The following is a 22,619-nucleotide window of genomic DNA, read 5'->3' on the forward strand; positions in this document are numbered from 1 at the left end:
GGTGCCCGCCGACGCCGCCGGGACCTGGCCGGTCACCCTGGTGGAGGGCCCGGTCACGCTGCGGCCGCTGCGCCGCCGCGACCGGCGGGCCTGGCTGGACCTGCGCGCGGCGAACGCCGCCTGGCTGCGGCCGTGGGACGCGACCTCCCCGGTCGGCGCGCCGCCGACGTCGTTCGGCGCCTACCTGCGCAGTCAGGACCGGCAGGGGCGTTCCGGGGAGGGGCTGCCGTTCGTCGTCGAGGTCGACGGCGACCTGGTCGGCCAGGTGTCGATCATGACGATCGTCCGGGGCGCGCTGTGGTCCGGCTCGGTCGGGTACTGGATCTCCCGGCACGTGGCCGGCCGCGGGATCACCCCGTGGGCGGTGGCGACGGCGTGCGACTACGCCTGGGGCGCCCTCGGCCTGCACCGCCTGGAGGTCAACGTCCGGCCGGAGAACGGCCCCTCGCTGCGGGTGGTGGCGAAGCTCGGCTTCCGCGAGGAGGGGCTGCGGCGCCGGTTCCTGCACATCGACGGCGACTGGCGCGACCACCGCAGCTTCGCCCTCACCGCCGAGGAGGTGCCCGGCGGGCTGGTCCGGCGCCTCCGGGCGGCCGGGCAGGTGCCGCGCTGAGCCGGGCCGAGCGGTCCGGGGCCGGGCGGGGCGGACGACGGCGGGACCTCCGCCGGAGGACGGTTGGACCGCACCGGCAACGACGGCGAAACACACCCGTGTAAGACACGCCGGGGCGGGTCGCCGGGGGAGCGGTCCGCCCCGCCTAGCGTTGACCCGTGGAGCTTCAGGGGTACGTCCTCCTCGCCGTGACCCTGATCCTCCTGGGCTACCTGCTCCCGCACCTGGTGCAGACCCGTCAGCTGCTGCTCCACTCCCGGGTGGAGGACCGGTTCTCCGGTGACCTGCGCATCGTGGCCACCGCGGGGACGGACCCGCGGCAGCGGCGGAGCGGCGACGACGGCGCCGCGCACCACCGCCCGACGGCGGCCCGGCCCTACCTGCACGACCCGACCCGACGTCCGGAGGGACCGATGAACCGGCCGCACGCACGCTCCGAGCGCGCCACCCAGGACGCCCGCGCGCTCGCGGCCGCCCGGGCGGCCCGCGCCGCCCGGGTGTCCCGCCGGGCCGCGGCGGCCCGCCGCCGCCTCGTCCTCACCGTCGTCCTGCTCGCCCTGACCGTCGGAGCCTGGGCCGGCGTTGCCCTGACGTCGCTGGCCTGGGGCCTCGCCGTCGTCCCCACCCTGCTGCTCGCTGCGGTGCTCGTGCTCGGCCGGCGCGCCGCCGTCGCCGCCGCCGAGCGGGACCGCCGCGACCGCGCGGAGATGGCCCGGCTGGAGGCCCGCCTGACCGCGCTGGCCTCCCGGTCCGCCGCCGTCCGGGCCGAGCGGCGCGGGGCGCCGGCGGGTGCCGCTGGTGGCACGGCGGTCACGAACGGCCGGTCGGTCGCGGGTGGTTCGCGCGGCCGCAGCACCGCCCGGGAGACCGCTAGTGCAGAGCGCCGAGCGGCCGGGGCGACCGCTGCCACGGTGGTCCGTTCGGCGTCGACCCATGCGGCGGACGGTCCGGCCAGCCCGTCGCCTGCCCGGCCGTCAACCCCCTCGCCGACGACGGCGCCCGCACGGGCCACCGGGGCGACTGCGGAGGCCAGGTCTGACACCGCGGCCGTGGACCCGACGAGCGGCAGCGGACCGGCCGAACCCGCCAGGCCGGCCGCCGGCACGGCCGAGACCGCCGCACCTGCAACGCCGCGGCCCGGCGCCGAGCCCGGTGGCCGCAGCGAAGCGAGACGTGCCGAGGACGCGATCGCCGAAGACCCGCGCCCGGCACCGGATGCAGGTCACCCGGCGGCAGGCACGGAGGCCGAGGATGCGCCGGCGGAGGACGCACCGACCGAGGACACACCGGCCGGTCCCACCAGCCGCGCAGGCTCCGTCGCCAGCCACGCCGGGGAGGAGCGCTGGACGCCGGTGACCGTCCCGGCGCCGTCATACACGCTGAAGCCGACGGCCCCGCGCCGCGACGTGGCCCCGTTCGAGCCGGACGTGCAGCCGGCGGGGCAGGTCCCGCACCGCCCGACGACATCTACGGCGCCTACGGCGGCGGCCCCGGCACAACCGGCGGCCGGGCAGGCGGTGCCGCAGGCACCGGCCCCGGCACAACCGGCGGCCGGGCAGGTGGTGCCGCAGGCACCGGCCCTCGACCTCGACGCGGTCCTCGCCCGCCGCCGAGCCGCGGGGGAGTGAGCGGAGGTTCGGGGCGCCGGCGACCGCCGGTCGGGCGCCCCGGCCAGGTCCGTCGGCGCGGGCGGACCGGGCGTTGTGCGGGCAGCCGCCGGAGGGCTTCCGCGCGTGGCCGGTCCGGCTCGTGCCGGCAGTCCCGACGGTGCTAGACTCGTCCGTGCTCACCGAGCATGGGGCTATGGCGCAGTTGGTAGCGCGTCTCGTTCGCAATGAGAAGGTCGCGGGTTCGAATCCCGCTAGCTCCACCCCACGCACAAGGCTCGAACCCTTGCCAATGGAATCGTTGGCTCGGGTTCGGGCCTTGTCGTTGTCCTGAACCCAGTTGAGCGCGTTGGCGTTCACTTCGGGGTCGAGGAGCATCTCGAAGGGGCGGTTGTTCTCGACGCGAAGCTCGCCGTCTTCGTCGATGTAGACCTTGGTGAAGAAAGCTTGATTGCACAAGCGCCGGTTGGCGTCGTCGCACCGCTGGTAGATGTTGGCGCAGTCGGCCAGCAGGTTCAACGCGTCGTCAAGATGGACACGAGCGTCGGCGTAGTCACCGTGGTGGGCGTCGATGCGCCGGTTGAGGCTGTCGAGTTCGCCGAGTATGCGGTCTTGTTCTCGTTTGAGCACCGGCAGCGGCACGGCGTCGGAGTAGTGGGCTTGCATGAGCCGATCTTGTTCGTGTTCGAGCCGGGCGCGGTGCTTGGTCAGGCGTTCGAGTTCATCGGTCTCTGCGGCCATGAGCCGGTCGAACTCGTGATGGAGCATCCCGGACAAAGCATCGCGCTGTGCGGGGCTGATCTGCACCCGGGCGTAGTAGTCCTCGATGAGCTTCTCGACGTCCTCGATCAGAATCGCCCCTCGCGTGCAGTCGGTGCGCTTGGAGTGCCGTCCGGAGCACACGAAGTAGCAGTAGACGTTGCCGTGGCGGTTCTTGGCGTTGGACACGATCAGCCGGGACGCACACTGTCCGCAATAGACGGTGCCCTTGAGGTAGTGGTCATGGACCTGGGTCGCCTCGGCAGCACTCTTGTGGGCCGTGAGGACGGACTGGACCTGGTACCAGACCTCAGGCGGGACGAGCACGGGGTGGGTCCCCTTGTAGCGGGTGCCGCGGTAGACGACATCGCCCTTGTAGTAGGGGTTGGTCAGCAGTCGATGGACCGAGGAGACCGCCAGCGGCTTCGGTGGCCGCTTCGGAGTGGGGACACTGACCAGGCCACGGGAAGTGAGTTCGTCATGAAGCTGGCTGACGGTCCAGTTCCCCGAAGCGTAGGCCTTGAACGCCCACTCGATCAGGGGGGCGCGTTCGGGGTCGAGTTCGACGGTCCGGACCTCGCGGCCCTGGTCGTCGCGGACGCGGACGTTGAGGTAGCCGATGGGGGCTTTGCCAAGGGTGCCACCGCCGATTGCCTTCTGTGTCATGCCTTTGGTGACCTCGGTAGCGAGGTTGCGGGAGTAGAACTCCGCAATGGTCGACATGATGCCGTGCAGCAGCATGCCCGAAGGAGTCTCGTCGATGTTCTCGGTGGCCGAGACCAACATGACCCCGGCCTGTTGGAGGGCAAGGTGGATGGTCACGTCGTCGGCGCGGTTGCGGGCAAGCCGGTCGACCTTGTGGACGATGCAGTAGGCGACTTTGTTGGCCTTGACGTACTGGATCATTCGCATCAGGTCGGGCCGGTCGGCGGACTTCGCTGAGGCTCCGGCGTCGACGAACTCTTCGATGATGGTTGCACCGAGCTGGCCGGCCTTGCGGCGCACGGCCTCACGCTGGGCGGGTATGGAGAACCCTTCGTCGGTGCCACCCTTGGACGCCTGTTCACGGGTGGAGACCCGCAGATAGGAGATGGCGGCTGCCGTGCTGGTGGGCGGGTCGATCAGGCTGGCCGCCGGATCAGCAGCAGGAGTTGTTGCGGTGGTCATCGGGTCCTTACCTCTCACGCGATTCGTCCTCGCGCCCCCGGATGCCTGGGAGTGGATGTTGGTCGTGAGAGCAGCCATCGGTGTGGCTGTAGGACGAGACCCGACGGGGTCACGGTGCGTGTTGCCCGCCAGTGGCGGGGTTTAGGACCACAACACCCCGCGTGCGCGAGGCTTTGCTGATTTCATTCTACCAACGGCCCTGCGCCACTCGCTGTTTCGCCGGTTGGTGCGGCCGGGTCACGGTAGGTCTCTGGTGCTTTGGCGGCGCGGCGGTCGGCGCGGCTGCGGCCGGTCTCCTGCAAGGTCAGCCGGATCAGCACCTCGGCGAGCTTGTGCAGGTCGGCTTGGTCGCGGTGGACCGCGCGCACCGAGAACGACCGCTCCTCGTACCGGCGCCGTTCGGTCTTCTTCACATAGCCGCCCATCAGTCCCGCACCTCCCCGGTCACCGGGTCGACATCGATATCGTGGTCGTCGTCCAGGCTGGCGTAGAACTCATCCTCGGCCTCCTGACGCTTGCGAACCTGAGTTTGAACGAACTGCACGAACTCGGCGTCACGGTCGGCGATCACCACATCCTCCACCGGCGGTGCCGGGTCTTCGCCGGGCCAGGTGGTCTGCCGGGTGGGACGGTCACGATCGAGCCGGGTGCCCGATGTGGACGCCCAGTCCCGGAGGCGGACGCGGGCGTCGGCGAAGTCGCGATGCCAGCCGATCGCCGCGGAAGCGTTCTGCTCGGGGTCGTAGGCGCCCAGCCAGTGCAGATGCAGGGCGGATAGTTCCCAGAGCAGTTCGGGGTGGTGGTGCCAGAACGGCGGCACCACGCTGGCCGGGAGTCCGTAGGTGTGACGTAGCCAGTCCACCCACCGGTTCAACGCGAGCCATTCCTGTTCCAGATCATGCGCTGACAACAGGTTCCAGTTCACCGGGTGCGGTGTCTCGGGCACATCGGCGTCGCTGACGTGCGGCGGCCCGTCGAACACATCCGGTTCGTCCAGCCCCGGTCCCTCACCGTCGATCGGGCTGGGTTCAGGCGTGAGGTCGGTCATGATGATCGGCTCCCGGCGTTCACAGGCCGATGGCCGTGGACTGTGGTGCCTGGGTCGGCCGGGCTGGCGGCTCGAACCCTGGCGCTTCGCGTTCTGCGGCACGGCGTGGGGTGCGATCGACCTCGTAGCGGGTACGGGCGGCGTCGTGACCCATCTTCTTGGCCACGAACTCCTCGCTCTCGACCGCCTGGCCGCCTCGTTCGTAGTTGACCTCACGGGTGTAGCCCTCGGCTATGAAGTTGTCGCCCTTGGCGAACCGGGCATGCGCGTGCTCGGCGGAACGACCGAACATCACCAGATGGTGATAGGTCGTCTCGGTCTGGGTGAACGACCCATCGTCCTCGCGACGGAAGTGCTCCTTGCCGACACGGGCGTAGAACCGAGGATCACCCTTCGAGGTCTGGCTGAGCTGCGGGTCCGAGGCGATGAACCCCGAGAACGACTCCTGGGTGCGGATAGCCATCAGACTGTCCTCCTGGCACTCACGCGGCCCCGCTGATCGGAGCCGCTGATGTCAGGCAGGTGCGCAGGCCACACCTCCACGCGCCCCGGTCAGGAACCAGGGCGACGCAGCAGCGCCTCGATCTCGGCCCGGTCGGCTTTCAACTGAGCCGCGTCGGCTCGGGAGGGCCAGGGCCGTAGGTCGGTGACGATGGGTGGGGCGGCCCGCAGCAGGGTGACCCCGGTGCCGAACGGCAGGGTCCTGATCCGGTCCGGCGGAAGGATCGGCACCCGTCGCACCGAGCGTTGGTTGGAGCGAGTGCCGTGATCGCCGAGGGTCACAGAGTCGGTGTACTCGTCGCGTTCCCCGATCAAGGTGCTCAGGTCTTGGAGGTCGCGGCTGTTGGAGGTGCCGCCGAGGATGACCTTGACGATGGAGGCGTCCCAGATCGCTCCGGCGGCATTGTCGTTCCACTTGTCGCGCGCCTGCGCCAATGACTGCAACACAGGCAGGGTCGTGATGCCCGTGCCACCGCCCTCAGCCATCAACGTCGGCAAGCTCGGCAGGGGCGCGAGATTGCCGATCTCGTCCAGCGCCAGCAGCAGGGGCGGATCGAGGCGGGCGCCGGGTGAGCGAGCGGCGATCCGGCGGGCGGTCTCGATCAGGTCCTCGACAAACGCAGCCACCATGGCGGCGGATGCCCCGGCGCCCGCGCCGGTGGCGAGCAGGTAGAGCGTGCCGCGGTCGCGGATAAAGGTTTCGGGGTCGAAGCTCTCACCGGGCCCGGGCGAGACTGCGTCCAGGACACGCGGATCGGCCAGTGCGCCGAGGGCCAGGGCGACGCCCTGCCAAATCGAATCCCGGGTCTTGGGGTCGGCGTCGATCATCGCTCCGAGGGAGTCTGCCCACCCGGTGGCTGCCTGCGTGTTGTTGGTGAGGATCGCGACGGCTTCGGCGGCGGCGGAGGGGTCGAGGGTCCAGCGGAACAGCTCGGCCGGTGGGCGGTGGTCGAGGGCTGCGGCGTGCAGGAGTGCTTGGAGGGCGGTGCGGGTCTTGCCTTCCCAGAAGCCGCCGGATTCGACCCCGCCAGCGGACAGGCCGGTCGCGGCCGAGAGGCCGGTGGCGCGGATCATTGCCGTGAGCGGGTCCTGACACCCGCGGATCGGTGACCAGCGCATCCCGGCGGGGATGCCCTCGGCGAGGTGTTGGGGGTCGAACACCGCCACGGGGCCGAGGCGCTGTCTGGCGCGGAGGGTAGCGGTGAGGTTGTCCGGCCGCGTGCTGGTGGTGACGACGGCGCCGGGCGCGTCGAGGATCGCGGGGATGACGATGTGCAGGCCCTTGCCCGAGCGCGGGGGGCCGATGAGCAGGATGGAGTCCTCCACCGACGCCCACACCTCGCGTCCCTTGGACGCGCCGATCCGATACCCGACATCACCGGGTGCGGGTTTATCGAGGGATGGGCGCAGTGTCGCGACCCTGCGGAGCAGCGCCTTCGCGGACGCGGTCTGGGCGACTTCATGGGCCGTGGCGGTGCCGGCAAGGCGGCGCGGGTCGGCCTCGACCCTGCGGGAATGGCGGCGCAGCCGCACCCACGCCCATCCGATACCGCTGGCGAGTCCCGCCAGGAGCAACCCGGTGACAGTCCAATAGGCGACCGGAGACAGCCCGTCGGCCCCGAGCGCGCCCGCCGGGTTGCTGGGGTTGAACAGCACTCCGAGCCCGGACGCGGGGCCAGCCTCGGGTTGGGGTGTGCCGGTGAGGAACGCGGCTACGGACCCGGAGGCGCGGAGGATGAGCGCGATCCCGAACATCCCCACCAGGGCGATCAGCGCGGCGTTGGTCAGCTCGTCACCGAACGACCCGGCCTGCCGCCCGGAGGGGGTGCTCACGGCAGCCGCCGCACGTGGATCGTGCCCGAGATGCGGCCGAACAGCATCACCTCGCCGCCGCCATCGGGCAGCAGCGGCCGAAGCCGACCGCGGTCCAGCAGCGTGCGGGCATGACCAGTGTCGGTCGCGTCGGTGTGGGAAACGATGACCGCGACGGCGACGTCCTCACCGGGCACGAACCCCTCGCCGCTCACTTCGACCAGGTCCGGCCGCCGCTTGCTTCTGCTCGTGAACTGCGTGGTCCGTTCGTCCTCCGCCTCGGGCTGCGCCTCGATCTCTGACGGTTCGGGCCTGGTGCGGCGATGGGCGCGGATCACGTCGGTGAACACGCTCCCGTCATTCTCGTGCACTTCGATGCGCACTGTGATGGTCCGGTCCCGGGTGAGCAGATCCAGCAGGGGCCCGAAGGTGCTTCGCGTCCACGCTTCACCCTCCGGGGGTGGCAGGTCGGTGCCGTCGATGGTGACGTCCAGGGCGCCGGTCTCGGTGACGCTGATGACCGCGTGCGGCAGCACGACCGGCGTCTCCTCCGGTTCCGGCCGATTCGTGCGGCGCGTTTTGCGGGTCATCACTTCACCCCTGAGGTCAGTCGCGAGCTGGTGTCGAACAGTGCCAGTTCGGCGGGATGGAGCTGGTGCTGGGTGACGAAGGCCCGATCCTTGATCCGCCACAGCCCCTGCCCGACACCCAGGCCCGGGAGGAGCTTCTGCTCGGTGCCGGTCAGGCCAAGCGCTTGGGCGGTGGGGCCGAGCTGGTCGGATTCCTGCCGGTAGACGATCCGGGTCTCGGCATTGGCCAGCAGACTGTTGGCGAGGGATCGCATGGCGGAGCCGGCGTCGCCGACGTTGTCCAGGTCGGAGAGTTTGTGGAAGATCAGCATGTTCGCGATCCCGTAATGCCGCGCGAGACGCCAGTGGGCGTCCATCCGCTTCAACAAGGCCGGGTGGGACATCAGCCGCCACGCTTCGTCGTAGATCACCCACCGCTGCCCGCCGTTGGGGTCCAGCAGCGCGGACTCCATCCACGCCGACGAGCAGGTCATCAACACCGAGATCAATGTGCTGTTCTCGGTGACACGGGACAGGTCGAGGCTGATCATCGGCAGGCTGGGGTCGAACCGGACCGTGCTGGGGCCGTCGAACAGGCCCGCGAGGTCACCGGCGACCAGGCGGCGCAGGGCATGGCCGACGAGCCGTCCGTCCTCGGCCAACCTGCCGTCGGCGGCCTCGTCCGGGGTGAGGATGCGGTCGACGACCATCGGCAAGATCGGCACAGTGTTCTGGGCGACGACTGCGGTCAGGGCGAGGTCGATCGCGGTGTGCTCCAACGGCGTCAACCCGCGGGCCAGGACGGTCTCGGCCAGGGCACCGATGAGGTCGCGACGGCGGGAGGCGACCGTGATGGCCCACTCCCGATCCGACAGCCCGGCGGACCGGTGACCTTCATCGAGAGGGTTGAGTCTCGTGCTCAGGCCGTGGCCGAGGACGATCGCCCGTCCGCCGACTGCATTGGCGACGGCGGTGTGCTCGCCCTTCGGGTCACCGGGGACGTAGACGCGGCGCCCGAACGGCAGCGACCGCGTGTAGAGCGATTTCGCCAGCGAGGACTTGCCCGAGCCCACGATCCCGGCAAGGACCACGTTGGGGGCGGTGATGATCCCGCGGGCGTAGAGCACCCAGGGGTCGTAGACGAACGAGCCGCCAGAGTAGAGGTCTTGACCGACGAACACCCCGTCGGCGCCGAGGCCGCCTTCGGCGACGAACGGGTAGGCCCCGGCCAACGTGGCCGACGTGTCCTGATGGCGTGGGAGCCGGAACCTGCCTGGAGTGCGCAGCGCCGCCGGGCCGGGCTCACCGGCGGCAGGCAGGTACGTGGTCGCGCGCCGTTCACTGCGTTCCGCGTCGGCCTTCGCGCGCGCGGCAGCCTGCTCCGCGCGGTGCTGTTCGGCCCGCAGTGTTGTGGCGGCCCGCCGGCGTTGTGTGCGCAGTCTGCGGCGTTCAGCGGCCGGGGCGACCAGGACGGAGGCGTGCAGCCGCTCGGTCTCTCGTGCGCTCATAGCGACAGCCCCCGCCCAGTCGACCCCGGGGAGCGGGTCGGACCGGCGAACCAGTCCCGGTCCACGCCCGCCGGCCTCTCCTGCGTCCGCGCGGAGGCGGGTGTCGCCGAGGACCTTGGCGTGCTTGCATCGAGTGGCCCGACGCCGCTGATGGCCTCTCGCGCGGTCACCACGTCGGTCTCATCCAGGCCCGCGTCGGACATCGCGGCGGGATGTGAGCGTAGGAGGCTGACGTGGCCCATGAGCGGGTTGTAGGTGAGGGTGTAGTCACCGTCGGTGACCGTCCGGTCGAGCTGGCCGGTGGGTGGTTCGTCGTAGACGTACCCGTTCTCCAGTGCCGCGTCGGTGGTCTCGTCCCCGTAGTCCCAACCGCGCAGGTACTCGATGGCCGCGTCGGAGCCGTCGCGGTCGATGAGGTCGAGCACCTCGTCGGCCTCGGCGCCTTGGTGGAAGACCACGCTGATCCAGCGCCGCGGTGCTTCGGTGGACACTGCCTCCCGGTCCAGTTCGTGGGCTGGAGCGTGCCAGGCCACGCGTCCCGAATGGGTCATCGCAGCATTGACGCGCTCCTCGACTCCATCGAGGAGTGTTCCGGCGTGGTGCAGGTCGTCTGCCGCGGCGAGGGCTTCGGCCGCACCGATCGCGTGGTCACCGTCATCGTCGTGAGCGCGGTCGCGATGAGCCAGATGTGCGGAGCCGAGCTGGTCGAGCACCTGGCGCAGCGACCGGACCCTGGAGAGGAGGTCACCGAGCACGCCGTAGGTGTCGGCGGGGTTGTCGAAGACCCGGCTGGCGTGCGCGAGCCCGCGCAGCGCCTCGGATGCTTCGGCAGCATCCTGGAGTGGGTCGTGATACGTGGGCATGAGCGGCCTCCTGTGACAAGCGCGAAAGCCCCGGGCATCCGGGGTCGACTGCCAGGTGCACGCGCGCCCCCACCGCGCAACGGGCCGGTGTGTGCTGGGCGTCAGATGCATCGGCACAGCGGCAGTGCCGCGGCGGTGAACGCGGCGGCCTGCTGTCCCACGAGCAGCCGGGTCTCGCAGGAGGCTTGGATCGCGGCCTGCTCGATCGCGGCCACCCCGGCGTCCAGTTCCTCGACGGTGGGTGCGGAGACGCTGAGGAGGCCGGTGAACCGCAGCACCCCGTGGCCGGCGGTCAGGTCGGCTTCCTGCTGGAGCACGTCGTGGTACTCGGCGGTCTGGGTGGCGTCTTCGATCTGCCCGATCTTCGCCCGCTGCGCTTGGTCGGAGATGTGCTCGACCTTCTTCTTCCGGATGTCCCGGGCGGCCTGGTCCGAGCGCATTGGGGTGCACAGCAGCGAGAACGAGCGTTGGATGCCGGTGGACAGCAGCACCGGAGACAGGAAACCGGGGTAGACCATCGAGCGCGGCCACTCGCTGATCCACAGCACCGCGTGGTGGGCAGAGTCGGTGCGCAACCGGGCCCAGGACTCGGTGACGGCCACGGGGCCGGCGGTAGCGAGGTGCTGGCCGAGTTCGCCGTGGCGCTCCAGAGTCGCGGCGATCGCCGGGTCGTACGCGCTGCGCAGGATCACCGCGATCTGTCCCGGGCTCAACCAGCCGGAGGGTTTCAGGTCGGCGGAGCGCAGCGCCGCGACCAGGGTGGACATCTCCTGACGCAGCACGGCAGCGGCTCCGCGGATGCCGCCACCGGCGGTCCTGATCTGTCGCGCCGCGGTCTTCATATCCAATGACAGGGACAGGGTGGTGGCGTGCCGTTCCCCGGCCGGCCCGGCACGCTCGATCAGTTCCGCGTACGTGGTCGCGGCCCAGGTGTCGTCGGCGGTGCCGTGGGAGGCCCACCATTCGGCCAGCCCGGTGCCGGAGTCCGGCAGCGTCCGTTCCAGGACCTGGAGGGTGGCGACCCGCCCGGAGCGACACACCGTGGCCAGCACCCGGCCCCAGGAGGTGACCCGGCGTTCCTGCTCACCCGGGTCGAGGAGCACGAACGCCGGATGGGTCACCTCGCACACCACGGTGAGGGTCGCGGCGTGGGGGTCGTGGATCATCCCGGCGCCGGTGTCGGGGTCGGTGTACTCGCGCAACCGGGCCATGTCGCCGGGCAGCGCGAGCGTGCCGACCGGCCGGGGTGCCACGATGCGGCGCCGGTAGAGCAGCTGGCCCGCGGTGGTGCGCCACAGCCACCAGCACGCCACCGGCAGCCACTCCACCGCCGGGCGCCCGGCGACGGGTATCCACGTCAGCGCGGCGGCGAGCACCCAGACGGGAGCGGTGTAGGCCAGCAGGATGCCACCGCCGGCATACAGGGCGCCGACGACGGCGAGGACACCGGTGGCGAGGGTGATCAGCTGGGCCAGCGACAGGCCGAGGAGGATGCCGCGGCGGGTGAGGCGGGAGAACTTGACCGGCACCAGCTCCGTGGCGGACTCCTTCTGCTTTGAGGTCATGGCCGTCTCAGTCCTTCCCGGTCGACTTTGGCGCTGGCGGACCGGTCGGCTTCGGCGCCGGCGGCGGGGCCGGCTTCAGCGCACGCGGCTCAGGTTGTGCCGGGCCCGGACCGGCTGTCGGTGTCTTCGGCTCGGTCGGAGGTGGAGCCTTCGTGGTCGGTGCGGACGGTGTCGGGGACGCCGCTGGAGGGGGTGTGGTGCCGGTTTGCCCGGCGTCGTCGGCGGCAGTCTCGGCCTGGTTGCCGAGGGCCGTGCCGGCTTTCGGCCCGGCGGTCGCCGCGTCCTTGGCGACCTTCGCGGCGATCACCGCTGCCGCGGCCGGTCCCGCCGCCGCAGTTCCCGCACCGGCTCCCGCTCCGGCGCCGCCGCTGGCGCTGGCTCCGGCGGACCCACCGGCGGAGCTAGCGCCTCCCGCGGCACCGGTACTGCCCCCGGATGCCTGGGGTGTGGAGGTCTTGGCCTGGCGCGGCGTCTTTCCACCGCCCCCACCGCTCCCACTGCCGCCGCCACCGGTCTCGTTACCGCCGCTGCTGGTGCCGCCGTCGAGGACCTTCTTCGGGCCGTCGCCGGCCGGTTTCGTGGGGGTGGGGACGGGCCGGTTGAGGGCCTGCTTGGCGTCTTGTTCAGAACCGATCGCGTGGTACATGTCGAACCCGATGAAACTGATGAACTTGTACGTCAGGTAGGGGGCGAACGCGGCCATCGCCATCAGCACGATCCCCGCCAACGGGTCACTGATCGAGGACAGGTCCGCATCGATCGGTGCCGACACCTGCGTGACGGCGACGAGGAACATCACGACCAGGACGAGCTTGGAGCAGATCAGCGCGATGACGAACATCGCCCACTTCCCGATCCACCCCCGGCTGGCGTCCCACGACGCGCCGGAGAACGCCAGGGGTGCGAACACGATCGCCACCAACAACAGCGCCTTCCTGATCAGGAGGGATAGCCACACGATGGCAGCGGCGGCGATCGCCAGGCCGGCGAGGAAGATCGTGATGATCGCACCCACACCGGGCGCGGCGATGTTGATCCCGACCAGGCCCGCGGCCAGCAGCGTGATCTTGTCGCCCATGGACTCGGTGGTCTCTCCGGCGGCCTGGATGATCCCGACACAGAGCTGGTCGACGATCTCCAGCAGCAACGCTGTCAGCGTGATCACTACGAAGGACCCGAGCACGGACTTCGCCAACCCGAGGGCGGCCCGAGACAAAGCGGTCGGGTCACGGCGGACCAGGCCGGTGATCAATTGGAGGCAGAAGAAGATCAGCATCACGAACACGGCGATGCCGAACAGCAGGTTGTAGACCGCCACGTACTCGGGCCGGGTGACGTCGACGAGGGTGGTGGTGTCGAACACCGCCCAGACGGCCTCGAACAGCCAGCCGGCGGCGGCACCCATCGCCTGGGCGAGCCAGTCGAACGGGGCCGCGACCAAGCTCGCGGCGGCTTCGCCGGCGGTGTCGCACACGGCCGAGATGACGGGGATATCGCACACACCCACCGCAATCACTCCTTCACGGGGTCGAGACGGCCGGTCGTGTCAGACCTGCTGGCCGACGTCCCAGAAGAAGTTGATCAACGTCACCGAGGCACCGCAGATCACCGCGGCCCCGCAACTGACGAGGACGCCCATCTTCCCGCGGCCCGCCAAGTGCGGGTTGGAGGAGTTGGCGCCGAATCCCCACACGATGGCGGAGATGATCAGCGCGAGGACGGACAGGATCAGACCGATGGTCATCACCGCGCCGACGATGGTGCGCAATTGGGCGATGCCGGGCAGGCCGTCATCGTTGGGGGAGATGTCGACATCCATCGGTACCAGGGCCGGCAGCGCGGCAAATGTGGTGGCGGTGTCGGTGATCAGGGTCAGGGCGGTCATGGCGGGGTGCTCCTTAGGCGCGCGAGGGCAGGGGTTCTCGCTCTTCAGGTGCACGGACGTCGTCATACCGGGTTCGTAGGATGGTCAGGGTGAGGATCGAGACGGTGCGCGAGGCGTACGCGCGACGTGCCGGGGAGTACATCTCCCGGCTCGGGTCGATCGATGCGACGGCACTGGTAGACCAGGAGTTGATCGAGGCGTGGGGTCGTAGCGTCCACGGGCCGGTGCTGGATGTCGGATGCGGGCCCGGGCACTGGGCCGGTTTTCTGCACCAGGCCGGCGTCGAGGTGACGGGGATCGATCCGGTGCCGGAGTTCATCGACCACGCCCGCGCCCGATTCCCCGATGTTCCCGTCCAGGTCGGGCGGGCCGAGGTGCTTGATGTGGACGACGCCAGCGTGGGTGGCATCCTGGCGTGGTACTCGCTGATTCACGCCCACCCCGCCCGCATCAGTTCGGTGTTCGACGAGTTCGCCCGTGCCCTGCGTCCCGGCGGCACCCTGCTAGTGGGCTTCTTCGCCGGCGCTGACCTCACCGAGTTTGACCACGCGGTGACCACCGCCTACTTTTGGCCCACGGATGCGCTGCGCGCGGTGATCGAGGACGCTGGTTTCACCGTGGTCGCCACCCACACCCGAACCGACCCGGGGGCGCGCCGACATGGCGACCTCATCGCCCAGCGCCTCCGGTCGTGACGCTTACAGCGTCTGCCCGAGGTCGATCAGCCAGTTCATCCACGCCACCCCACCCCCAGCGAGGACCGCAGCGCCAACGGCGGTCCATGCGCCGGTGCGCGCCTTGCTGGCCGCAGCATGGTGACCGTTGGCAGTGGCCAGCGCCCAGACGATGGCGCAGACGATGAGCATGAGCACGGCCGTGATGAGCACGAACGTCAGCAGCGCCCCGATTACCGCGCGCAGGTCACCGATCCCGCCGATCCCGTCGAAGTCGGGAAACACGTCCATGCCGCTCAGCTCCCGGACCGGACGGTGATGTGGAGGTGGTCGTAGTGACCGCCGGTGACGTCGTCGGGGTCATGCATGCCGCCACCGTTGTAGTCACGCCACCCCTCTGCGTCGCGGGCGGCGGACCAGATGCGGCCTTGCCAGATCAGGTATTCCACGCCGAGGACCTCGGCGTGGTCTTTCATCCAGTTCGTCACGGCCCACCCGGCTTCGAGCTGGCCGGGGGTGGGGTGCTGGCCGATGGCGTTGCCGAACGTGAGGTCACAGGCGCGGCCGAGGGGGTGCTCGGAGCTGGTGCCGGGCCGGGGTGAGTAGCACGCCCAGGAGGTGTCGGGGAACGCCGCGATGCCCTGGGTGTAGACGTGCAGCATCCGGGCGGTGATCTGTCCATTGGAGGTGGGGTCGTCCACGAGCGCGTCCGGGTCCCCATCGATCGGGTCCGGCTCACTGCCGGGTGGCGTGGTGCCGGGGTGGCAGCCGGCGGGGGCGCCGGTCTCTGGTTCGGGCAGGTTGGCGGCGCTGTGACTGTTGAGCCAGGCGGCGGGGTCGGTGTGCTCACCGTCGGTGCCGCCTTGGCGGACCTCGAAGTGCAGGTGCGGGCCGGTGCTGTTGCCGGAGGAGCCGACGTCGCCGATGTGCTGCCCGGCGCTCACCTGGTCGCCGGCGGTGACGTGGATGCCGTGCTCCCACATGTGCCCGTACGCGGTCGCCACCGTCTGCCCGGCGATCTGGTGCTCGATGACGACGAGGCCGCCGTACCCGCCGGAGAACTCCGCGACGGTGACGGTGCCATCGGCAGCGGCGAGGATCGGCGTGCCGTCGGGGGCGGCAAAGTCGGTGCCGGTATGAAACGAGTTCTCCCCGGAGATCGGATGGACCCTCGGCCCGTAGTCGCTGGTGAGCACCCAGGTGCCTTCCGGCACCGGGAACACCACCCGGGAGGACTCCGCCGCGACCGGCTGCACTGCTGGCACCGTGGCGCCGCCAGTTGCCGCAGCCGAGTTGGCAGCAGGGCCGGGGGTGGTGGTGAGGGTGGTCAGGATGGTCTCGGCGACGGGCTCGTAGTTGCGGTAGCGGTCGGGGTAGGCGGAGACTTCGACGGCTTGGGCGGCCTCTCCTGTGTCCAGCTGTTCCCAGCCGGGGATGTCCAGCAGCCCGCGCGGTGAGGGGTGGTTCGGTCCTTCGGGTCCGCCGAAGAACGCCCGCGCCTGGTGGGTCGGGTCCATGAGGTCGGCGACGGTGCCCCACCCGGATTGGGGGCGCATTTGGAACAGGCCGAGCGAGTCGTGGTCGGAGCCGTCCCCGTCGTTGGGATAGTTCGCCGACTCCGGATACGCGGAGGTGTTGGCGAGCATCCGCAGGGTGGACTCGGTGAGTGCGGCCATCAGCGCGATGACCAGCGCGTCCCGGGTCACCCCCTCGATGCTGGAGCCGGCCTCGATGATGGTGGCCGCATGGGTTAACTGGGTGCTGTTAAGCGTGAAGGTCTCCCCGTTGGCGGTGGTCACCGTCAGCGACTCAGGGACGTCACCGATCGTGACGTTCGTGCCGGTCACGGTGCAGGTGGCGGACGCGGCCGGGTTCATTACCAGGCCGACCCCGATCAGTCCGAGCGAGGGGCCGAGCAGCACCAGAGTTAGGGCGGCGATACCGAGCTTCTTCAACACGACAGCGTCCCGTTCAGCGCAGAGGGTTGTCGAGCTGGGACAGTCGCAGCAGATGGCAGGTGTCGTAGGCCGGTGCGCAGACGAGGAAGACGGTGAACGCCACCGGGTGCTCGGAGGTGACGGTCTCGTCGTTCCAGACCCCTTCGCGGTGGCGGGTGCCCTCGATCGTGTACGCGATCGTGCCCTCGGCGAGTTGCCCCGGCTGGGCCTGCGCTACGGCCTCATCCCAGGCGTTGGGGACGTAGATGGTGTCGATGGTCAGGTGTTGGGTGGTGGCGTACTGGCGCAGTTCGACCCAGGCTTCGCGGGAGGGGAGGTAGGTGGCGATGTCGGCGGCGAGCCCGGCCTGCTCCGCACCGGGGGGGTCGCCCACGGCGAGGATCACGGAGGTGTAGTCCAGGGGCATGAACCCGCTGGCGGTATCCCAGCTGAACAGCGCCGTGGCGACGTTGCCGGCGAACGTCTCGGGGTCCGCGGAGGGCCGCACCACGGGCAGGCGGGGGGTCGTGGTGGGCACCGGCTCGGCGGGCACGGTGACAACTGGCTCCGGCGCGGTGCTGTCATCGCTGCCGGGCTCGGTGCTGGTGGGGGGTCCGGTGATCAGGCCGTAGACGCCGATCCCGGTGAGCACGAGGACGGCCACGAGGGCGGCGAGCACCGCGAGCATGCGGTGTCGGGAGCGAGCATCGGACAGGTCGGGAGTCTTCATGCCCCTCAGGTGCACGAACACGCCCCGCCAGCGGGGTTGGCTACAAGGCGCGCAGGTGGCCGCGGCCCGGGGCCGGGTCATCGCCGCGCAGCCGGTCGCGCGCGGCACGCAGCTCCACGGCGAATCGGCTGGTGCCTTCGGCGGTGGCGAGGAAGGCGTCGATCTGCTCGTCGGTCAGCTCGGCGGCGAGCTGGTCGAGGTCGTAGTGGGTCCACCAGTCGGCCAGGTCGTTCCAGGTGAGCACGAACGCCCGCACCGGATACGGCACCGGCCCACTCTCACCCTGACGACCCGCTGGTGTGGGCCGCGGGGTGCGCTTTTTCGTCTCGGCGTTCTTGACGCGCGCCAGCGCGTCGGCGGCGAGCTGGTGCAGGTCCGCGTCGCGGTCACCGCGCGCGGCCTCGGCCTGTTCCCGGACCTCCCGGTAGAGCGCGTCGACCGGGTTGCCGGCCTCGATGCGTTCCAGCGCGGTGGTGGCCTGGTGGCGGAGGTCGTCGGGTTGGGCGGGGTCCGCGGCGATCTGCTGGAGGTAGCTGATCTTGTCCAGCGTCTTGTAGGACGCCGCGCCGGGGATCATCCGGGCGGCCTGCTCACTGGCCCGCCCCTGATCGGACGGTGCGGGAAAGTTTCCCGCACCGTCGTCTCGGGGCTGATGCTCGGCGCTGAACCGGGTGGCGGCCTGCCGGCGGGCCGCGTCCTCGGCCATCACCTGCTTGAGTTCCCGGTACAGGGCGGCGGCTTCGAGCTGGGTCAGGGGCTTGTGCAGGACGTTGTCGTCCTGCTCGGCGAGGAGGTGGCCGAGGCGGTCGGAGATGCCGGAGCGGACCCACACGTTGACGGTTCTCCAGCCGAGCTGCTTGATGGCCGCCAACCGTCTGGCTCCACATACCAGCACGTTGTCGAGGGTGATGGTGATCGGTTGGAGCAGGCCGTCGCGGGCGATGGAGGCGGCGAGGGCGTCGATGTCGCCCAGGTCGGTGCGGTGCCTGTGGCCGACGCGGATCGACTCGATGCTGCGTTCCAGCTCGATGGACCCTTCCCGGGCGCTCATCAGGACTCACCCCCGGGTGAGGCCTCACCATAGGCGTCACGCTCGACACGGTGGTGGTGGGTGGGGACGGCGAGGGAGATCGACAGGACGAGGTCGTCGTCGCGCAGTAGCACCGGCAGGCTCTCGCCGATCAGTAACCGCAGCAGCACACCGCGCCCGGTGCCGGTGGCACTGTAAGCGGGGTGCGGGTGACCCAGCAGCGCCTTCAACAGCGTCGTCCAGGAGCGGCCGGGGATGTCCAGCAGGGCACGGGCGTGCTTGTCGCGCCGCAACGCCTCGTAAGCTGCTTGCCGGGTGCCGGCCCGAGTGAGCGCGGCGCACACGTGCTCCACCGCGGCTCTGGCAATGTCGGCAGGCCAGTCCAGCAGCGTGAACAGCGCGATCGCGTCCTCGACAGCCGAGCCCGCCGACGTGTGAGCGTGCGTCGGCGCCGAAGACTGCGCCGTCTCGGGGGCTTGGGGGTGATCGGCGACGTGGAACGCGGGATGGTAGTCGGCCAGCGGCGTCTCGCGGTCGGAGAAGCGTTCTGGGTCGTGGAAGGCGGAGATGTGGGGGCGGCGGGCTTGGTGGACCGAGCACAGCAGTCCTCGGGCGCGTTCTTCGAAGATGCAGGTGATCCGCACCGCGTGCGTGACCACCGCCCACGGATCGTGCGCCTCGCGGGCTGCCCGGGTGCGCATCACGTCGAACGCCGCCGAGGCGGCCTCCCACGGGTCCAGCCCGTGCTTGCGCGCCAGCGGCGCATACTTCTGCGCGGTGAAGGCCATCAGCTCCGCCGCGTGCGCATCGTGCTGCCAGGCGCGCCGCCCGCCGTGGTGGAGCCGGTGCAGCAGCGCGCGCAGGCCCTCACCGGTGGTGAAGTCCGCTCGGTCAGCAGCTGCCGCTGGGGTGGTGGTGGGGTGTGTGTTCTCGGTCATGGGCAGGGCACCTCCTGACAAGCAGGTGCACACGCCGTCCCCACGCTCCGTTTCTGCTGGTATCCGCATCGCTTGTCACCGCCCTCCTCAGCTCATCCCGACACCGGGCCGGGACGCAGCGGCCTGCCCTGCGCTGCCGCGGCCGAACGCCGACACGGGCGGCAGCCGGCGTGCCCGCTCACCCAGTTGCTGGGCGCCAACGGTGATGGGGGTGCGGGTTCGGCGGGCCAGCTCGACCTCGAAGTCGATGCCCCGCCCGGCGAGGGCCGCCCCGTGGCGGGCAATGAGGTCCGTGGGCCGCACCCACTCCACACCCCGCGCGCCCCTCGTCTCCGCCGCCGGTGTCTGCCGTCCGGCTCCGCGTCGGTGGGAGGCCCGTGCGGCCCGGACCGCGTCCGGTGCCTCGGACTTCTCGACCGACTCCGCCGCCGGGTGCGCGCTCACCGGCTCGGGTACTGGTTCGTCGGCGTCGGGCCGCCGGGGATCGTGGTCGTGCTCGGAACTCATGGGGTCGCCTCCTCGACATCGGTGCTGTCGGGAAGGTGCGCCGCGGTGAACCAGCGGCCCACGGTGGAGGGATGCACGCCCAGTTCCCGGGCGATCTTCTTGTTCGACCACCCCTGCCCGCGCAGCTCCGCTGCCCGGGCACGCCTATCCGTGAGGACCGCCCGGGGGTCGACCGACGGTTCAGCGCTCTCGGGCGCCGATGCCGGGTCGATCGCTTCCGGCGTCGGCGCCGGCAACGCGACGACCGCCTGGGTCTCTGCCGGTTGCCCCGCTCCCAACTCCGACGCCGGCACCCGGCCCCAGCCGGGTTCCTCGACGGACGCGGACGTGTCACTGGACACGGCGTCGTCGCGGGACACGGATGCCTCGGTAATCCGTTGTGGTCGGGTGAGGATGACCGTCAGGTGGGTGATCGCCAGCAGTACCACCGGTGGCACCGCGGCCACGGCCGCGGCCAGCACCCCTGGGACATCGGCATCCGCGGCGACGACGGCGTGGAGGGCGTTGGCGGTCACCGACACGGCAGCGCCGCCGATCAGCAGCGCCCACGGGTACCACGCCGAGCGTTGCCCGGCCAGCGCGACGACGGCGACGGTGGCGACAACGATGATGCCGTCGACGATCAGCGGCCACGCCCAGGCCTGCGAGCCGCCGACCCCGGAACGTGCGGCGAGATCGGCCAGCGCCGTGAATGACAGCCAGAACGCGCCGGCGGCGATGAACACCGTCCCGGCCACCGCGGTGACCACCGCCCATCGCCGACTCCTCGGCCCGGTGCTGGCATGGACGGTCATGACAGCCCCCGCACCGCAGGCGACGCCCGCACGGTCCCGTCCCGACTGAACCACCCGTCCATGGCCGGCGACGAACCGTCCTGGACCCGCGAGGAGGTCTGGGGGCGGGGTTGGACGGTGCGGTAGGCCGAGTGGACGGTCGCAGTGATCTCTCGCTCACCCAGTCCCGCCTCCGTGGCCGCGGCCGTCAGCACATCGAGAGCTTCCGGCGCCGGGATGTCGTTCTCGGCGAGGCGGCAGGCCGCCCAGAACAGACCTCGGTTGCGTTCTCCTTCGCCGCGGCCGGCGACCCACGCCGCCAGGCGCGACACATCCGCTGACCGCTCCACCCCCCGGCTCGACGTGGCAGAGGGCGCGGGCCGAGGGTCGAGGAACTCTCGCAGCCGGTCGGAGTCGAGCACCGACGTCGCCCCGCTGTTGATCCGCCGCACTCGGTAGCCGGCGCTTGTGCCGGCGGTGGATACGGTCGAGGGTGGGACGATGATGTACCCGCCGTCACCACGGAAGTCGATCCCGGCGCGTGCTGCCTGCCACGACCGCTGTTCCCGGTCTGGTGTGGCCGGGTAGTAGGCGTGCATCCCAGCCGAGGGCGTCGCCACGAGAAGTTGCCACCCCGACACCAGCCCCGCGCGGTGGGCGCGCTCGAATGCCCGGTAGCCGTCGACGGGCCCGTGGACGTCGACATCGACCACCACCAGCCCGGACGCCGCGCCGGTGGGCACGGCGAGGTTCGCTTCCGGGTGCGTGTGCCACCACGCCGTGATCTGTTCGAGGTCGGTGGTGGCGTCGTGGAAACCATGCGTCGTCAGGGGACGCTTGCCGCCGGGCAGGCACGGGAAGACCGGCACCCCGGCGGCGGCCAGTTCCCCCGCCACGACCGAGACCGGCCGCGGGCCGGCGATGCGGATCAGCACGCTGGCGACAGCGTCCACCGCGGCCGTCACAATGCCCTCGCCTGGGTCGTGGAGGATGCGGTGACCGTTCGAGTTTCGGGCTCGGGCAGCGGCGTAACTCGGCGCGACGCCGGGGTCTCGTGGGTCGGTTGCGGGCGGGAGGTCTCCGCGCGCTGTGGTGCGTCGCGGTCCAGGCCGGGCGGGGCGCCGTCGGTCACCTGTGCGGTGTCGAGCCGTTCCAGGATCGCAAGGGCCGTCTTGCGGACCCGCTCCCCGGTGGCTTTGACGATCTCGCCGGGCTCTTTGCCGTCCACCCGCGCGGCCCACGTGGAGACGTAGGGGATCGTGTAGCCGGAGGTGTCCATGCCGTGGGCGGCGCCGATCATCAGCGCGACCGATTCCGCCTCGACCTCTCCGATGCCCCGATGCTGACGCGCATCGTCGTTGTCGGGGCCGTGCAGCAGGACGTGACCCAGTTCGTGGGCGAGGGTCTTCACCTGCGCGGCGGGGTCCATGTTCTCCCTGACCGTCACCGTCTTCGCGGTGTAATCGGTGACGCCGTTGGCGCCGTGGATCAGGCCCTCGTGCGGCACCCGCAGCACCGCAAACCCCTGCGCGCGCACGTGGTCGGCCAGCCCGTCCCACAGACCGGTGGGGGCTTCGCCTTCCAGCAGCGTCGGCGCCGGCGGCTCCGGGATTGGCCCCCCGGAGGTCTGGGAGGCGTCCCACACGTAGGCAGGCTTGGCGGTGATCATCTTCGACCTGACCACTTCGCCTGGCCGGGGCTTCTCTCCCTTGCCGAGGCGCCGCCACGACTCCGCATCTGCTGGGTTCGAGGAGGCGAACCGGCCGGTGACCGGGGCGAGAATCTGGTAGCCAGCTTGTCCCTTCTCGACCTGCCTGCCCAGGGTCTGCCACTGCCGGTACCCGGCCACATAGGAGGGCATCGGCTCCGGTACCCGGCCCGCCTCGTAGGCGGCTTGGTGCTGAGCCCAGATCAGCAGCGTGTTCGAGAACGATCTGGCCCTGAACCGTGCCGCGAACGCGAGCGCTCGCGCCCAGTCCTCCCCAGAGACCAGCCGCTCGACGGCGCCGGTCAGCTTCTCGTGCAGCTCGTCGAGCTTCGCCTCCCGCGCCGCCTGAGAGTTTTCCCGTGTCGTGGCCATCGTCGCCGTCTCCTCCCGCTACCCTGGACACCGAGCCGAACAGGCTCGGTAAC

Annotated in this window: 22 protein-coding genes, 1 tRNA gene and 1 pseudogene; 4 read left to right on the plus strand and 20 right to left on the minus strand. The window is 70.8% G+C overall.

From position 1 onward, the window contains the following. The first annotated feature begins 1 nt into the window (after position 1). The 3 genes from MF406_RS04105 (at position 2) to MF406_RS04115 (ending at position 2,483) form a co-directional block, all read left to right on the plus strand. Positions 2–613, plus strand: a complete 612-nt coding sequence (locus MF406_RS04105) for a GNAT family N-acetyltransferase (RefSeq protein WP_242896745.1) — start codon at positions 2–4, stop codon at positions 611–613. A gap of 158 nt (positions 614–771) precedes the next feature. Next, positions 772–2,241, plus strand: a complete 1,470-nt coding sequence (locus MF406_RS04110; protein WP_242896746.1) for a hypothetical protein — start codon at positions 772–774, stop codon at positions 2,239–2,241. Positions 2,242–2,410: 169 nt separating this feature from the next. Continuing rightward, positions 2,411–2,483, plus strand: a tRNA-Ala gene (locus tag MF406_RS04115). 613 nt (positions 2,484–3,096) lie between these two features. Here the strand turns inward: MF406_RS04115 and MF406_RS04120 are convergent. The 11 genes and pseudogenes from MF406_RS04120 to MF406_RS04170 form a co-directional block, all read right to left on the minus strand. After that, positions 3,097–4,224, minus strand: a pseudogene (locus MF406_RS04120) (recombinase family protein); the annotation flags it as partial. Positions 4,225–4,328: 104 nt separating this feature from the next. Beyond that, positions 4,329–4,571, minus strand: coding sequence for a hypothetical protein (locus tag MF406_RS04125; protein ID WP_100463444.1), 243 nt, complete (start codon positions 4,569–4,571; stop codon positions 4,329–4,331). Continuing rightward, positions 4,571–5,194 carry a hypothetical protein gene (locus tag MF406_RS04130; protein ID WP_100463445.1) on the minus strand — a complete coding sequence of 208 codons (624 nt, stop codon included), beginning with the start codon at positions 5,192–5,194 and terminating at the stop codon, positions 4,571–4,573. The genes MF406_RS04125 and MF406_RS04130 overlap by 1 nt, the downstream gene beginning before the upstream one ends. Positions 5,195–5,213: 19 nt before the next feature. Next, entirely contained in the window at positions 5,214–5,657 is a 444-nt protein-coding gene (locus MF406_RS04135; RefSeq protein ID WP_242896747.1) for a single-stranded DNA-binding protein, read from the minus strand. An 89-nt stretch (positions 5,658–5,746) separates the two neighbouring features. Further along, positions 5,747–7,528 carry a type IV secretory system conjugative DNA transfer family protein gene (locus MF406_RS04140; RefSeq protein WP_242896748.1) on the minus strand — a complete coding sequence of 594 codons (1,782 nt, stop codon included), beginning with the start codon at positions 7,526–7,528 and terminating at the stop codon, positions 5,747–5,749. Further along, positions 7,525–8,097: a hypothetical protein gene (locus tag MF406_RS04145; RefSeq protein ID WP_242896749.1), complete on the minus strand. Its 573-nt coding sequence runs from the start codon at positions 8,095–8,097 to the stop codon at positions 7,525–7,527. The genes MF406_RS04140 and MF406_RS04145 overlap by 4 nt, the downstream gene beginning before the upstream one ends. Next, positions 8,097–9,584, minus strand: a complete 1,488-nt coding sequence (locus MF406_RS04150; protein ID WP_242896750.1) for an ATP-binding protein — start codon at positions 9,582–9,584, stop codon at positions 8,097–8,099. Before MF406_RS04150 ends, MF406_RS04145 begins: the two co-directional genes overlap by 1 nt. Next, complete coding sequence (locus MF406_RS04155) at positions 9,581–10,447, minus strand: hypothetical protein (RefSeq protein ID WP_242896751.1); 867 nt, start codon at positions 10,445–10,447, stop codon at positions 9,581–9,583. Before MF406_RS04155 ends, MF406_RS04150 begins: the two co-directional genes overlap by 4 nt. Before the next feature lie 101 nt (positions 10,448–10,548). Then, positions 10,549–12,012: an SCO6880 family protein gene (locus tag MF406_RS04160; protein ID WP_166191915.1), complete on the minus strand. Its 1,464-nt coding sequence runs from the start codon at positions 12,010–12,012 to the stop codon at positions 10,549–10,551. Between the two features lie 7 nt (positions 12,013–12,019). Continuing rightward, positions 12,020–13,519 carry a conjugal transfer protein TrbL gene (locus MF406_RS04165; protein ID WP_242896752.1) on the minus strand — a complete coding sequence of 500 codons (1,500 nt, stop codon included), beginning with the start codon at positions 13,517–13,519 and terminating at the stop codon, positions 12,020–12,022. Between the two features lie 39 nt (positions 13,520–13,558). Beyond that, positions 13,559–13,897, minus strand: coding sequence for a DUF6112 family protein (locus MF406_RS04170; protein WP_166191909.1), 339 nt, complete (start codon positions 13,895–13,897; stop codon positions 13,559–13,561). Between the two features lie 89 nt (positions 13,898–13,986). On the opposite strand from MF406_RS04170, the gene MF406_RS04175 reads away from it, so the two are divergent. Then, entirely contained in the window at positions 13,987–14,592 is a 606-nt protein-coding gene (locus MF406_RS04175) for a class I SAM-dependent methyltransferase (protein ID WP_242896753.1), read from the plus strand. Between the two features lie 3 nt (positions 14,593–14,595). On the opposite strand, the gene MF406_RS04180 is transcribed toward MF406_RS04175, so the two are convergent. From MF406_RS04180 to MF406_RS04220, 9 genes are all read right to left on the minus strand, one after another. Next, positions 14,596–14,862 carry a DUF6112 family protein gene (locus tag MF406_RS04180; protein ID WP_166191903.1) on the minus strand — a complete coding sequence of 89 codons (267 nt, stop codon included), beginning with the start codon at positions 14,860–14,862 and terminating at the stop codon, positions 14,596–14,598. Positions 14,863–14,867: 5 nt separating this feature from the next. Further along, positions 14,868–16,529 carry a M23 family metallopeptidase gene (locus MF406_RS04185; RefSeq protein ID WP_242896754.1) on the minus strand — a complete coding sequence of 554 codons (1,662 nt, stop codon included), beginning with the start codon at positions 16,527–16,529 and terminating at the stop codon, positions 14,868–14,870. Positions 16,530–16,542: 13 nt separating this feature from the next. Beyond that, entirely contained in the window at positions 16,543–17,238 is a 696-nt protein-coding gene (locus MF406_RS04190; RefSeq protein ID WP_242896755.1) for a hypothetical protein, read from the minus strand. A gap of 40 nt (positions 17,239–17,278) precedes the next feature. Beyond that, positions 17,279–18,289 (minus strand): ParB N-terminal domain-containing protein, encoded by a 1,011-nt coding sequence (locus tag MF406_RS04195; protein ID WP_242896756.1) that lies wholly within the window; start codon positions 18,287–18,289, stop codon positions 17,279–17,281. Further along, positions 18,289–19,206: a hypothetical protein gene (locus MF406_RS04200; RefSeq protein WP_242896757.1), complete on the minus strand. Its 918-nt coding sequence runs from the start codon at positions 19,204–19,206 to the stop codon at positions 18,289–18,291. The genes MF406_RS04195 and MF406_RS04200 overlap by 1 nt, the downstream gene beginning before the upstream one ends. A gap of 87 nt (positions 19,207–19,293) precedes the next feature. Then, a complete protein-coding gene (locus tag MF406_RS04205; protein WP_242896758.1) occupies positions 19,294–19,713 on the minus strand; it encodes a hypothetical protein in 420 nt (139 codons plus the stop codon). Further along, a complete protein-coding gene (locus MF406_RS04210; RefSeq protein WP_371744593.1) occupies positions 19,710–20,507 on the minus strand; it encodes a DUF2637 domain-containing protein in 798 nt (265 codons plus the stop codon). The genes MF406_RS04205 and MF406_RS04210 overlap by 4 nt, the downstream gene beginning before the upstream one ends. Then, a complete protein-coding gene (locus tag MF406_RS04215; RefSeq protein WP_242896760.1) occupies positions 20,504–21,451 on the minus strand; it encodes a bifunctional DNA primase/polymerase in 948 nt (315 codons plus the stop codon). Before MF406_RS04215 ends, MF406_RS04210 begins: the two co-directional genes overlap by 4 nt. Beyond that, complete coding sequence (locus MF406_RS04220; protein ID WP_242896761.1) at positions 21,448–22,566, minus strand: ArdC-like ssDNA-binding domain-containing protein; 1,119 nt, start codon at positions 22,564–22,566, stop codon at positions 21,448–21,450. The genes MF406_RS04215 and MF406_RS04220 overlap by 4 nt, the downstream gene beginning before the upstream one ends. Positions 22,567–22,619 lie beyond the last annotated feature (53 nt).

The sequence above is a fragment of the Georgenia sp. TF02-10 genome (assembly GCF_022759505.1).
In the GTDB taxonomy this organism is placed as follows: domain Bacteria; phylum Actinomycetota; class Actinomycetes; order Actinomycetales; family Actinomycetaceae; genus TF02-10.

Excerpts from the sequence above, each read along its gene's own strand:
- MF406_RS04125 (WP_100463444.1), bottom strand. The coding sequence starts at position 4,571 with ATGGGCGGCTATGTGAAGAAGACCGAACGGCGCCGGTACGAGGAGCGG.
- MF406_RS04130 (WP_100463445.1), bottom strand. The coding sequence starts at position 5,194 with ATGACCGACCTCACGCCTGAACCCAGCCCGATCGACGGTGAGGGACCG.
- MF406_RS04135 (WP_242896747.1), bottom strand. The coding sequence starts at position 5,657 with ATGGCTATCCGCACCCAGGAGTCGTTCTCGGGGTTCATCGCCTCGGAC.
- MF406_RS04145 (WP_242896749.1), bottom strand. The coding sequence starts at position 8,097 with ATGACCCGCAAAACGCGCCGCACGAATCGGCCGGAACCGGAGGAGACG.
- MF406_RS04150 (WP_242896750.1), bottom strand. The coding sequence starts at position 9,584 with ATGAGCGCACGAGAGACCGAGCGGCTGCACGCCTCCGTCCTGGTCGCC.
- MF406_RS04155 (WP_242896751.1), bottom strand. The coding sequence starts at position 10,447 with ATGCCCACGTATCACGACCCACTCCAGGATGCTGCCGAAGCATCCGAG.
- MF406_RS04160 (WP_166191915.1), bottom strand. The coding sequence starts at position 12,012 with ATGACCTCAAAGCAGAAGGAGTCCGCCACGGAGCTGGTGCCGGTCAAG.
- MF406_RS04170 (WP_166191909.1), bottom strand. The coding sequence starts at position 13,897 with ATGACCGCCCTGACCCTGATCACCGACACCGCCACCACATTTGCCGCG.
- MF406_RS04180 (WP_166191903.1), bottom strand. The coding sequence starts at position 14,862 with ATGGACGTGTTTCCCGACTTCGACGGGATCGGCGGGATCGGTGACCTG.
- MF406_RS04190 (WP_242896755.1), bottom strand. The coding sequence starts at position 17,238 with ATGAAGACTCCCGACCTGTCCGATGCTCGCTCCCGACACCGCATGCTC.
- MF406_RS04195 (WP_242896756.1), bottom strand. The coding sequence starts at position 18,289 with ATGAGCGCCCGGGAAGGGTCCATCGAGCTGGAACGCAGCATCGAGTCG.
- MF406_RS04200 (WP_242896757.1), bottom strand. The coding sequence starts at position 19,206 with ATGACCGAGAACACACACCCCACCACCACCCCAGCGGCAGCTGCTGAC.
- MF406_RS04205 (WP_242896758.1), bottom strand. The coding sequence starts at position 19,713 with ATGAGTTCCGAGCACGACCACGATCCCCGGCGGCCCGACGCCGACGAA.
- MF406_RS04210 (WP_371744593.1), bottom strand. The coding sequence starts at position 20,507 with ATGACCGTCCATGCCAGCACCGGGCCGAGGAGTCGGCGATGGGCGGTG.
- MF406_RS04220 (WP_242896761.1), bottom strand. The coding sequence starts at position 22,566 with ATGGCCACGACACGGGAAAACTCTCAGGCGGCGCGGGAGGCGAAGCTC.